At 42.3% G+C, this 12,900-nt stretch carries 8 protein-coding genes; 1 reads left to right on the top strand and 7 read right to left on the bottom strand.

Annotated elements, in window-relative coordinates; genetic code table 11:
- Window positions 1–144: 144 nt before the first annotated feature.
- Entirely contained in the window at window positions 145–381 is a 237-nt protein-coding gene (locus JVX94_RS18885) for a YuzF family protein (RefSeq protein WP_034282580.1), read from the bottom strand.
- Between the two features lie 176 nt (window positions 382–557).
- Between JVX94_RS18885 and JVX94_RS18880 the strand changes: the two genes are divergently transcribed.
- Complete coding sequence (locus JVX94_RS18880) at window positions 558–2,045, top strand: esterase/lipase family protein (RefSeq protein ID WP_240193788.1); 1,488 nt, start codon at window positions 558–560, stop codon at window positions 2,043–2,045.
- On the opposite strand, the gene JVX94_RS18875 is transcribed toward JVX94_RS18880, so the two are convergent.
- The 6 genes from JVX94_RS18875 to essB all read right to left on the bottom strand — a co-directional run bounded on the left by JVX94_RS18875 (window position 2,042) and on the right by essB (window position 12,897).
- A complete protein-coding gene (locus JVX94_RS18875; protein ID WP_024425954.1) occupies window positions 2,042–2,575 on the bottom strand; it encodes an HD domain-containing protein in 534 nt (177 codons plus the stop codon). The two genes, JVX94_RS18880 and JVX94_RS18875, sit on opposite strands and share 4 nt — an antisense overlap.
- A 266-nt stretch (window positions 2,576–2,841) precedes the next feature.
- Entirely contained in the window at window positions 2,842–3,585 is a 744-nt protein-coding gene (locus JVX94_RS18870; protein ID WP_240193848.1) for a (S)-benzoin forming benzil reductase, read from the bottom strand.
- A 99-nt stretch (window positions 3,586–3,684) separates the two neighbouring features.
- Window positions 3,685–4,170 carry a type VII secretion protein EssA gene (essA, locus tag JVX94_RS18865; RefSeq protein ID WP_205184117.1) on the bottom strand — a complete coding sequence of 162 codons (486 nt, stop codon included), beginning with the start codon at window positions 4,168–4,170 and terminating at the stop codon, window positions 3,685–3,687.
- Window positions 4,160–7,060, bottom strand: coding sequence for a type VII secretion protein EsaA (gene esaA, locus JVX94_RS18860; RefSeq protein ID WP_205184114.1), 2,901 nt, complete (start codon window positions 7,058–7,060; stop codon window positions 4,160–4,162). The genes essA and esaA overlap by 11 nt, the downstream gene beginning before the upstream one ends.
- On the bottom strand, window positions 7,057–11,532 hold the full coding sequence (gene essC, locus JVX94_RS18855) for a type VII secretion protein EssC (protein ID WP_111292721.1): 4,476 nt from the start codon (window positions 11,530–11,532) through the stop codon (window positions 7,057–7,059). Before essC ends, esaA begins: the two co-directional genes overlap by 4 nt.
- A gap of 51 nt (window positions 11,533–11,583) precedes the next feature.
- The gene (essB, locus tag JVX94_RS18850) at window positions 11,584–12,897 is read right to left on the bottom strand and encodes a type VII secretion protein EssB (protein ID WP_111292720.1); all 1,314 of its coding nucleotides are present in this window, start codon (window positions 12,895–12,897) and stop codon (window positions 11,584–11,586) included.
- Window positions 12,898–12,900: the final 3 nt, after the last annotated feature.

Below are 12,900 nucleotides of genomic sequence, written 5' to 3'. Positions count from 1 at the left end.
TACTATTCAACCCACCTTCTGTCAACTGCTTCTTGTTTTAGAACCTTATTTTTTGAAAAAAAAAGAACAATTGGTATATCATGCACTTTTTCCAGATATACATTCTATAAGCATGAAAAAAGCAGACACCTATGCGTCTGCTTGTTACACTCTTTCACTGTGATCAGGCATCACCGATACAATTTGCTGGATCCGCACATAAAAAACTGATTTTGTCCCCGCCTCAATGACAATATGATCCGGCATGACTTCCTTCAATTTTCCACGCACCGTATCTTTCACTGTTTGAACAATTAATCTCATACCAATCACTTTCTGCAATGTTTGATAAACATATGGATCAACTAATGAAACAAGCTGCGGACTTCCTTGTTGTGCCATCCTACCTGCCCCTTTACTTGTGTATTTACCCACAGCGTATGCAATGACCCATGTGAATGTCACTCAGGGCAAACCCACAACTCAAATACCATATTTTTACATTTTATATATTTTTACATCTTTTGGAAGTATAATAGATTGGTGCTGCCAACAACTTAAATCATTTGAAGAGGTGAATGTTCTTGAAAAAACTCATCTGTCTCGCTGCTGTCATGCTCTTTTTTTCCTTTGCAAGTTATGCATATGCAGGAACAATTGGAGATGAACCTGGGACACCAGGGAAGTGGTTTAAAGGAGAAGAGCCGGTTCAAAAAGACGAATCAAAACCGCCGCTTGTTTTTGTACACGGCATTAACAGCTCCTCCTCCACATGGTTCGACCGAAACGATATGGCAAAGCAAGCTGTTCTGAACGGATTCGAAAGCGCGTTCATAGATTTGTATCCAGATCAGGATACGAAAATGAATGGCAAACTATTAGCAGAAAAGTTAAAAGAAATCTATGATGTGTTCGGTCGAAAACTCATTGTGATTGGTCATAGTAAAGGCGGGGTGGATACACAGTCCGCACTCGTGTATCACAATGCCCATCCATATGTAGAGAAGGTCATTACACTCGGCTCCCCTCATTACGGGACGCCGCTGGCAGATTTAGCGTATAGCAAGGGCGGAAGCTGGCTCGCGGAAATTCTTGGACAAAAAAGCGACGCGCTCTATTCTTTGCAAACGGGGCTCATGGCGGCTTTTCGAAGTGAAACCGACAAGCTGGAGAAGTTTCCTCATAAATACATCACGTATTCGGGATCGGAATGGGGAACATTTGGCGGGGTGCTGTACTTAGGAGGCATGTATTTAAAGAGCTTTGGCGCAAACGATGGCGCCGTCACGGTAAGCAGCACAAGACTATCATATGCAAACAATATTTTAACAGGGAAATGGGATCACAATTCAATTAAAAACGGCACAAGCATGTTCCCTGTATTCCAGCATCAGCTGCTGGCAAATGTCGCAAGCGCTGAAAAAGAAAATATAGAGACCCCGAACTCTACTGAGCTGAATACAGATGTTTATGTGAAAGGCGGAGAAAGTGAAAAGGATAAAACAGAAGCGTTCTATGTAGAGGAAGGAACGAATGGCTTATCGATTCAGTGGTTAAATGAAAGACAGGAGACGCGGCCAGAAATCATCGCCCCAAATGGAGACGTCTTAACAAATCTGAAGACATCGAAAGCATCTTTCCCATATGAAGGCGCATATACGCACCATGTGCAAATCAATAAACCCGTTCCTGGAAAATGGACGATTCGATCAAATTCAGGAAAAAAGGCTCCTTATTTGCTGCTCGTATCCTTTGATTCACCATTAAATGAAGAAATCAAAGCAGAGGCAGCGAAATCAGGGGATGATGCATCGACCCATTCAAGCGGTCTGATTAAACGGTTAAGCAAGAAAGTAGAAACCTTTTACTTTAAGGATGCCCAAAAAGATCATCCACTCAAAACAACTGATTCATCCGCTGTTCAATTGAAAAAAGAAGGTGCTTATTCTGTCACGGTTCATTACACTGGACTCACTGCATCAGGTACATCAGCATTTAACCGTACCGTTATTCGCACATTGTATGTCGATCAGCATGGAAATATTCATGGAGACATTCCATACTAAACAGAGCGTTTCATGGGCTGAAGTGCCTGCTGCACTTTTTGATCCAATTCCGTGATTTTTTTCATTGCAAGTGATTCGTCTATTTGTCTGTAATGATGATGTCCGCCAGGCTCTTCATCCATTTCATCTGCTTTCTTGACGATTTGCTGGAGTGTGTCCTTATGAAGGTCGCCCTCTGGCAAATATGAATCCGTATGAAGCAGAATCGCAAGCGCAATATCTTTGGCTGCCTTCGGTTCCTCACCGAGCCGTATGAGCAGTTTGTGAGCCCGCTCTGCGCCTTTAATGGCATGAATATCATTCCGTCTATATGTCTCGTAATCCCATTCTCCGCCATCTGTATACCATTCATAGTGGCCGATATCATGCAAGAGGGCTGCTTTCACAGCGAGATCTGGATTAATCCCAGCCTGCACCGCCAGTTTGAATGCGTGATAAGCACAAGCAATTGCATGGGCTTTTCCTGAACGATTTAAATATTTTTGAGCGACTGGATGGGTGTAAACATCCATTAATGTAACCTTTCTCATGGAAACCCCTCCTTATCTATATTTTTAGCATCCTAACATATTCTGAAAAGAAACTCAAATGTTCTGTTATATTTTCTATGAGTCTCAAGAATAGCTTATGTCAAATAAGCTGTGTTTGCTTGTACAATACGAAAAAAGCAGTCGTTATGACTGCTTTTTTTCTTCTTTAAAACCATTGAAGTCTAGGAGCACGGAGCGAATTTGAGATTCGTGAGCACCGGCACGCAGGCCTGGTACCGCATGCGAGGGTTTGTCTTCATGCTTCATTATGACTGCTTTTTCATATACTCACGTGCATCGTAGACACATCCGCCAGCTGGATCATCCGCTAAAAGATCGAGCAAAATACGTGCGACTTCATCTGGGCTCTTCAACGTGCCTGTTTCATATAATTGCTGAAAACGGTCTATTTGTTCAAAGTCTTGTTTTGATGATTTCCGAATTTCCCCCTGCATATCTGTATCGATCGTGCCGGGTGAAAAGGAAAACGTGTTGATCGGATGCGCCTCGTCCTGCTGTTCCTCATGAAAAGTCCTCATAAACATATCGAGTCCTGCCTTTGAACTGCAATACGCACTCCAGCCTTTGTATGGGTTTTTCGCCGCTCCAGAAGAAAGATGAACGATCGTTTTCTTTCCGTTAAATGATTGAGTCTGCTTGGCAAACACATGGCTCAGCAAAACAGGAATGACAAGATTCAACGTATAATGCTGATGAAGTGTATCCTGTCCGCCTTGTCCAACGCGCTTGATAGGTGTGACCATTCCTGCATTATTGACGAATAAGATGTCATCAGCATTTGCCAGAGTTTGCGGCGTGAGACTATTTTGAAGCCATTTGGCTGCTGCCGTTTCATCGGTCAGGTCAACCTGAGTATGTGTGAGCTTCGGATGGGATATCGGCGATGCACTTCTTGCTGCTGTGTACACATGATCCCCGCGTGCAAGCAGCCTGTTCACAAGTGCTAGGCCAAAACCTTTTGATCCGCCTGTAACGATTGAAATTCGAATGACAATCTCCTCCCTTGATATCACTATTTTACGTAGTGAAACGGTATGACATCAAGCAATCTGCATAAAGAAAAGCCTGCCTCTTTTAAAAGAGACAGACTATTTCTTTTCAGCCTTCACATTCACCTTTGGAATCAGGATGATCATCACGATGAGTCCAAGGGCTATCAAGAAACCAAAGATAATCGGAAGCAGAGCCGATGTCTGCTTCTCATGATCATCGTCAGAAGGTGCTGATACAGCCGAATCACTAAAAGAGATATTCATCTCTTTCATCATGCGAGCCGGTGTTTTGGGCGGGTTCTCTTTGAGATCACTAAAAAGCTGCGGAGAAAGAGATCCACCCGGGGCTTTAGGCGGTTCAGCAAAATGAATGTCTGTTTTGATTTTTGACGTCGTTTTGCTTTGTTCGTATTTCGTTTGATCCCTCAATATACTTGAGTTAATATTGAGCTCCTTTTCCTGATATTCATTCGGCTTGACATTCGTATCCGTATCTTCACCAGCAGCGAAAGCAGCAGGGATGAGGAGAAAAAGGGAAACGGCAACGAGCACCGTCCCTTTCACGAATAGATTAAGCTTCATGAGTCACATCACGTTCCTCTGTTTTATCTTTCCATAGCTTTTTCATAAGCGGTACGACCATGAAAAGAACAGTTAAAATCACTAACCCCGTGACGCCCATTCCAAACGTGTCTCCATTTCCATATTGGATCGACAGGTACACATCTGTCACTGGATTGGTAAAGTGGAAATTCGGCATCACCAAATCAATTAACGGTGCAACAAAGAAGAAAATAAGCGCCGTTGCTGCCATCCATCCGGCAATGGAACCAAATAGGAAGGCCGTGCGAATAAAGGCAGAGCAAGCAACTAATAACAAAATGGTGAAGATCGACCATTGAATGGCTTGATCATCTGCAAGTTTGTAAATGTTCAGTCCAAACAAACTGATCATGAGTCCGACTAATAGATTTAAGATGCCAAACAGTGCACCTTTGACGAGCATCGGAGCTGACGCATAATACGAGCTGAAAAAGCCAATTAACAAACTGCTGATCATCACAATGACCAAAATGACGACCGGCGGTACAGTCTGTGTTTTTTCTTCCGGCACATCGCCGCTGATTTTCAGCGGATTGGCTAAATGGTTATACACATAATTGCTGTTGCCTTGATCACTTAATGTATTTCCTAGAATCCCCTTTAAATCTTGCTGAACAAGCTTCGTAGAGCTAACATTCTTGCTCCAGTTTTCATTCAGTGTATCTGCTTTTTCTTGAACTGTTGTGACACTCTCTTCAATGTTATTCGTATAATCCGCCACCCCTTTTTGGCGATCGGTTAACGAACTCATATTTTCAGAAAGACGAAGCACTTCCTGACCAATTGAATCCTGTGCACTGACAACAATTGAACTGCCTGCAAGATCTGCCGTATACACCGCATCTCCTTGATCAGCCATTTGCTCAGCTACATTGTCGGCACTTTCAGAGATTGTCTGTAACTCCTGTTCCATGCTTGCCTGCTGAGTCGTAATGTACTCCGCATAACCATCTGAAAACTTCTGCATCTCATCAATAAAAGTAGACACATCAGCATTTGATGTCAGCATCTGGTTTTTGAGCTTATCCCAGTTTTCTGTTTCTTCTTTTTTGATGGAGAGGATGGACTGGATATTCTCTTCTTTTGCATCATATAGAGAAGAGTTATTAGATGGTTGATAGACATTTGCGATCATCAGCTCTAGCTGAGAGAGTTGATTTGAATAGTCCATTAATTTTTTAGTTCTTGTTGATTTTGTTTCGAACTTTTTCTCAAAAAGATGATCACTAAAGGCATTACTAATCGGTGAGTTCCTGCGCTTCAGCTCTTTTACTTTGCTTACAATGGATGATTCTTGATTTTTGATTTCATTCGGAATGACGTTATATCGGTCTTGTAACCGTAGGATAGTCTTTTCAAGCTTTTCTACTTTTTTCGTAAGGGTCTCAAGCTCTTTACTCATCTGACTCACTTTGTCTTTTAATTCGTCGTTATGAGCGTCCGCTTTTTCTTGTATTTTCTTTTTCACTTCATCTAAGCGAGTTGAGAGTGCTTTTAGGTCATCCTGCGATGAATTCTTGCTGCTGGTATCTGGCTGAGCAGGATTTTCACCGCTTTCACCTTCTTGCCCATCTTCAGTCGAAGGCGGTGGTGTCTCCTGTTCTCCTAATTGATCGGCAAGGTCGTTCATTTCTATTGAAATTTGTGAGAGCTCATTTGTTTCTTCATCTAGGTTAATCCCAATCTCTTCTGGGTTTTCATTATCTTGATCTGATTGCCCGTCTTCATCAGAGTCAGCTGGCGGTTCCGGCTCGTCCATTAACTCTTGCCTTTTTGCCAATAGCTTTGTCTGCAAGTCTGATATTTTATTTCGATAATCTTCTAAGTAACGATCTTCATAGTTTTTAATCAGTTCCTTCTGAGACGCTATCACAAGTTCCGTTAATCCCGTGGATTGCTTAGGAATAGCGTCTTCTCTCGACTTTTGAACAGATTGGATGGCGCCGTCAGTTGTTTTCAGCTGACTTTGTACCCCGTTGATGTCTGTTTTTAGTCCGCCCATTTGGTCACTAAAGCTGCGGGCATTTTGGTTTTGAATGTCAGCGAGCTGTTTGAGCCCTTGCTGGATTTGCTTTTGGCTTGTTGATTGCGCTTTGATCAAGAGATCCTTTTGTTTGTCTTGATACTGCTGGTATTGATCGACTACTTTCACAAAGTCCTTTAATTGGTTCTTTGCTTCTTCTGTTGTACTCAAGCCGTCTTTATATTGTTTCTGTGAATCGGCCATCGCATTTTTTAATTCTTCTATTTGTTTCTTCTGCTGCTGTACGGCATCTGATAGTTTGTTTGAGTTCGGCTTATAGAAGTTGTACATCGTGTTTTGGAATTCGACTTCTTTACCGACAATATGCTCAAACTCTTCTCTTACATTGCCGATTTCCTGTGATACAAAACTCCAATATAGCGTCGACATCTGTTCATTCATTTTCTTTTGTGCATTTTCCAGCTCTCTTTGCACTTTCTCTTTATTGACTGCATTGAGCTGATCTTGAATTGAAAATTGAATGGACGCCTTTTCGGGATGGTCTTTATCATAGCTCAGCACATTTTTAGAGAAGTCAGACGGAATATAGAGGACAGCGTCATACTTTCTGTTTTTCAGTCCATTTTCCGCCGCACTGCGATTCACTACAGTCCATGTATAATCAGGACGCTCTGACAATGCTGCCACAACATCCTGTCCGAAGCGAGCCGTGTTTTCACTTTCGCTCGCTCCCATATCCTCATTGACCACCGCAATATTTCGTGTCGCATTCTTCTTCTGTTTTGCCGGATCATCTCCAATCAGGTGGAAAAATAAAACCGGCAGCACAAGAATCAATATCATGGTGGAGATGATTTTGATGGAGCTTTTTTGCTGCTCTGTCATTGAACACTCTTCCTTTCTACCGCACATAAAGGAACCTGAATTTTCTTCTCTTTCCCGTTTTCAACCAAATAGCCGAAGCCTGGCTGAATCTCTGGTTCTTGTCTTGCATACGGAAGCGGTATGATGTTTTGCTCTGATTTTTTCATGAGTAACATAGCATGACGAACTTGTTTGATTTCGTTTGTGAGTGCATCATAGCCCTTACTGAACTCGGTATGATTCCCTGATGCAATCAGGCTGAAGCCTAGGTGTGCATATGACTTCATGAAATCAGCCAATTGATCTTGAAGACGCGGATCGATCGTCTGCTGAAAACGCGTAATGCCATCAATCACAAGCACAATTTGAGGAAATGACAGCTGATCGGTCTCCCCTCGGCGTACAGCTTCGACGTACATCTCTTCCCGCACCTTGAATAAGCGGTCTATTTCTTCTGCCCATTCGGTGATATCATCCTTTGTTTCAAGGTAATCAATGTTCTCTTCTTTTGCATAATGGGATAGACCCCGATCAATTGAATCAAAGACGGCCAGCTTTTCAGGCTTTGCCACCAAAAGCTGATCAAGCATCAGTTTTGTCACATTTGTTTTTCCGCGCTGCGTTTGACCGATGATGAGGCAATGTTTATTCTTTTTCAAGTCAAAATAAACAGGTGCCACAGATTCCTCATCTAATCCGACTGGAATATCATAAGGCGTTTTTTGTTCATCTAAACGGCTCTCAAGCTCCCAAACTGTCAGCTTATCAGGAAGCATTGGCACAGGCTTTGGTTTTTCAGCCGCTTCAAAGCGGTCATGAAGAAGCTGTATCTCTTGTTTCAGATGCTCAAACAATTCGAGATCGTTCTCTCCTTCCACTGGCAGGAACATTTGCGCAAAATAAAGCTCTTCTTTGTTAATAATGACTCGTCCTGGGATCGGCTCTAAGCTGAATTTCGGTCTGCCAATAATCGAGTACGCCTCTCCTTGATCCATTAAGTAATGGACAATCTTTGTTTTCAGATTGTTCATCAGCGATTGACGCACTGCATTTACCCGTGTCGCTGTAATCAAGAAGTAAATACCTAGTGATTGTCCGTCACGGCTCAGCTGAATAAATTCAGATTCGAGCTCATGCATTTCGTCTTTGACAATGTCAAAGTTGTCAATCACGATAAAAATGAACGGAAGCTTTTTCTCATTTAAGGCGTTGTACATTTTGATATGACTCATTTCTTGCTGTCTGAATAACCGCTTGCGATATTCAACCTCTTCCCGCAGACGCTTCATTGATTTTTGGATCTTTCTCATCTGATCCATTAAGAAATAATCCGCCGTATGCGGCAGTTTGGCTAACGGAAGCAATGTCCCGTTTCCGAAATCATAAATATATGCGTGCCATTCTTCAGGTGAATACCTCTCCGCAAAGCTCATCAACAGTGTTGTAGCAGCAAGTGATTTGCCGTATCCGGAGGAACCGAAAATGCCAATGTTCCCATCTTCCATCATTTGATAAGAAAGTGGATGCTGGCTTTGCTGATCTGGTTCATCGACAAGTGCAAAATGGAAGACATGCTCTTCACTCGACGCATAACGTGTTTTTGGAATCCGCTCTTCAAGCGGTGGAAGCCATGGACTTGGCAGCTTCTCAATTCCAAGCTCCTGCTGCATACGTTCAATTTCATCCACAACAGCGGAAATCTCCGTCACTGTCTCTTTTTTCACTGCCGGCTCTGTGCTTACCCCTGATAACGGAATAAGACCAGTATCTGTCACAATGGCAATGTCATCTTCTGAGCCGTAGCCATCTTCCATATATGGTGCACCGCTCCAAGCCGATTGGAACAATTCATAAATTTCATTGTTGCCAACTTGTAAATAGCCGCGGCCTGTGACGGTAATGGACGCTGCATCACTATTTTTCAAAATTTCCTTACTGTCTGACGCATCTTGCACTTTTAGTGCGACCTTAAAGCGGGAGTTACTCCAAATCTGATCATCAATGACTCCGCCTGGCTTTTGGGTAGCCAAAATGAGATGGACCCCTAGGCTTCGGCCGATACGTGCAGCACTGACAAGCTCCCTAATAAAGTCTGGTTCTTCACTTTTTAATTCAGCAAACTCATCAGAGATTAAGAACAAGTGAGGCATTGCCTGCTCAGCCTTTTTCTCCTTGTAGAGCTTTGTATAATCATTGATGTGATTCACATGATACTGATCAAACAGCCGCTGCCTTTTCTTCAATTCACTTTTAATTGAGGCAAGCGCTCTTTCACTAAAGTTCTTGCTGCCTTCAATATTGGTGATCGTTCCAAGTAAATGAGGAATATTTCGAAACGGCTGCGCCATTCCTCCCCCTTTATAGTCAATCAATAGGAAAGCAACTTCGTGCGGGTGAAAGTGTACAGCGAGCGATAAAATATATGTCTGTAAAAATTCACTTTTCCCTGATCCCGTTGTTCCCGCCAACAATCCGTGCGGGCCGTGTGCTTTTTCATGCAGGTTCAGATCGACAATGTCGTTTTTCCCTTTATAACCGATTGGCACCGATAATGACTTGGCCGTTTCTGAAGTCAGCCATTTTTCACGAATGCCAATGTCGTCCACCTGTTTGGCATGAAAAAGATCAAGGAATGAGACCGTTTCAGGAATCGAATTGGTCATACCGACTTGATGGTCTAATGTTCTCAGTGTTCTGGCAAACAGTTCATTGTCTCCGCGCTGATGTGTATCAAGCTGAAACGGAATTCGTACTGCCTTCTTGTGCTGAATGAGAATATCTCCTTCTTCTTCGTTAATATAACGGACAAGCGTCGAGATATTTTCAGCCAAGCTTTCCTTTGTTTCTGCAGCAAAGATAATGGAGATACCAAGGTCTGTACGGCTGCCTTCTAAGTATTCTAAAATCACATGCTCAGCAATGAGCTCATGATTTGTCACGATGAACACAAAATGAGGCGTAAAGATTTTCTTCTCTTTTTCTTCTTCTAAATCACGCTCACGTAAAATTTCATAGATCGAAGACAACAGCTGATCACGTGTTTGTTCATTGTAAATAAACCCTTTGCCATATGTATGAGGCAGCTGGAAGTGCGGAAGCCATTTCATCCATTCCCAATTCTCATACTCCTGCTCATGAAAGATAAAGACAAATCTCAAATCGTGATAGCTGTGTGAGAAAGCAAGCTGTCCGACAAGCTGATGAAGCTCATTTTTCACAATCGCAGGCTTCCCAATTAACCCTGTTGGACCATCCGCAAGACCGAATGTAATCGGGACATTCTTCACTTCACGATATACTTTTTGCATGTGCTGCGTTTGTTCCATTAAGTCATCAATATCTCGATTGGCCATATCGCCGCCGCTCATTGATAACTCATAGCTTGATGGGACTGCGCCTGTTCCAAGACGCAGGTGTAAGAAGTCGTCACTCACAAGCGTCTTTTCCCAAATGCGTCCGCTGATTTCTGAAGTTAAATACTTCATTTGTTCAAATGACGGATAATGATACGTCAAAATATATTGCTGGCGGTCATACAGCTCCTGCAGCTCTTTTCTCTTATTTTCCAAATAAAGAGAATAGACTCGCTGCCGCTTCTCTTCTCGTCTTTTGCGCTGTGATTTTTCTTTAAAGTATTGAACGGACGATGTAATTAACGTCATGATAAACATCGCCATCGACACGACAATAAAGATTCCGCGCGGCTGGATAAGGGCGACAATCCCCATCACAAGGAGCATTACAAGCGGCGGAAGGACGACAAGCCAAAGCCCTCTGCTGTTATTTTCACTCTCCTGCGAAGGAAAGCTAAAGGATACCCGGTCATCTGGTAAATCATAAATCAAACGCGGTGTGCGTCTGTATGAAGGGTATTTTTGTTTTGTTTCTGTACTTGGTGGTCTTGTTTTTTCCAAACGTGTTTGAAAGGGTTCGTATGCTGTCACCTGTAATAAATCATCATCTTTAAATGTCACCGTCAGAAAGTTCCAGAACAGCTCATCTCCGGCATAAATCTTCTCTGGACCGTGGATTTTTTTTCCGTTTACGTAAATCGTCTCGTCCTGAGGCATGATATACCATGTTCCTTCGATTTTCTCTAAAGTGAACTGGCTGGCATCTTGAAACATGGAATGTGCTTGTTCTTTCCACACATCAATTTCATCCTTCTCCTCACGTGAAAAAGACAACTCGACTCTATTTCCTAGGTAATAAATATGCTGATCATGATGTGCATCCATTAAAATAAGTGTGAGTGAACCAAGCTGATATGGTTCATGTGGATGTAATTTGCCTTTCTTCTCATCTCCCTGATAAACATAAAAACCTTCATTCGGTTCATCGGGTGATAAACGAATTGCCCCTTCATCAAATGAAAGTGAAGGGATTGTCACCGTATGCTCTATTTCAGGTCCAATCAGAGCTTCTCGATTGAACTGCTCATCTAAACGGACGGTTTGATAATCCTCCTCATAAAAAACCCAAAGAAGACTCAAACGCTCCACCTCCTCATGGGACAGCACCTACTGTCAGTTGTATCGAAAGAATTATTTCTTCTCATCTTTTTTTGTCTGAGAGGTTTTCTTTTTTGCTTCAGATTCTTTCTCTTTTTTCTCTTGATCGGCTTTTGACTGCTCTTTTTGTTCAGCTGTTTCATCTGTTTGGCTTGCGCCCGAGGAGTCACTCGTGCTTGTCTCCGTTGTTTCTTTTTCTTCATATTTCGCCATTTCCTTAATGATCGGATCTAGCTGTTTTTGTTTTTCTTCAGCAGAAAGGCTGTCATCGTTTTGAATTTCATTGCGGTAGGCGACGAGTGCCGTAAATATGTACCTGTCGTCTCCTAGCACCCTTGCAATATCAAGTGCTTCCTTGCTATTGCCTTGCCCAATATGAATCCAGAATAGGAAGTATTGCGGATCTGTCTGTAATGTGTACGTCTCTGTGATTTCTTTTTTATGCTGATCAAGTAAGAGGCTGCCTTGATTCGTTTGTACATACGAAATGGCCAGTTCATATTGAAGAGAGACTGGCATTTTATTGGCTGGATATTTTTCTAACGTATCCACCACTTGACTGTACTGCTTGTTGAGATAATATTTGTTTGCCTCGACGTATGCTTCTTGTTTTGGCATGGCAAAAAAGAAGGTGTAAATGGTGTACACCAATGCAGGGATTAACAGGACAAGTAGACCTAGTCCGATGTATCGCTCGATCTTCCATTTCTTTTTAGGAATGGTTAAGAGCGTTTTTTCTTTCGCATCAATTGCTTTGATCTTTTGCTCAATCAAAGCTGACAATTCTTCCAGCGACTTCGTTTCACTGATTTCTTTTGCCAGCTCAGATAATTTCAACGTTTCATTGTAAGCCACATATTCTTGAAATTGATATTCATGGTCAACCACTCGAAGAACGACGGCCTTGACCTCTTTTAACAGGCGATGCTCATCGGTTTCATATGGCGGAATGCTTTCTTTAACCCCATAATGCAAAAATGCAGGAGCTAAGCCTTGATGAAAAACAATGTTTTCAGGAGAAACAATAGGATGCAGCCGCTTCACGTCGTGTTTAAGAACTGCATCGACAAGCTGGTATGAAAAAATCCATTTGCTTTTTTCATCCTTTGCATGGATGAAACGAAATTCCTGATAGGCAGGAGGCGGTTGAATAGAAATAATGACCTCATCTTCGGTTAATTGAATCTCTTTCTGAAATGAAGGATTGATGTCTTTGATCGGTGCCGCTTCTAAACCGTCTAAGAGTTTAATCGTCTCTTTTTGAAAAATAAAGGTATAGGTGTCTCCCTCTTTTTTCATGACTGCTTCTAATTGTTCTTCTAAATAGGAACTCTTTTTATCTGCCATTTA

Source organism: Bacillus sp. PDNC022 (assembly GCF_016919285.1).
In the GTDB taxonomy this organism is placed as follows: Bacteria; Bacillota; Bacilli; order Bacillales; family Bacillaceae; genus Bacillus; species Bacillus safensis.
This window is presented reverse-complemented; position numbering and strand designations above follow the sequence as displayed.

Coding starts and splice junctions, on each gene's coding strand:
- JVX94_RS18885 (WP_034282580.1), bottom strand. CDS start 381: ATGGCACAACAAGGAAGTCCGCAGCTTGTTTCATTAGTTGATCCATAT.
- JVX94_RS18880 (WP_240193788.1), top strand. CDS start 558: ATGTTCTTGAAAAAACTCATCTGTCTCGCTGCTGTCATGCTCTTTTTT.
- JVX94_RS18875 (WP_024425954.1), bottom strand. CDS start 2,575: ATGAGAAAGGTTACATTAATGGATGTTTACACCCATCCAGTCGCTCAA.
- essA (WP_205184117.1), bottom strand. CDS start 4,170: ATGAAGCTTAATCTATTCGTGAAAGGGACGGTGCTCGTTGCCGTTTCC.
- esaA (WP_205184114.1), bottom strand. CDS start 7,060: ATGACAGAGCAGCAAAAAAGCTCCATCAAAATCATCTCCACCATGATA.
- essB (WP_111292720.1), bottom strand. CDS start 12,897: ATGGCAGATAAAAAGAGTTCCTATTTAGAAGAACAATTAGAAGCAGTC.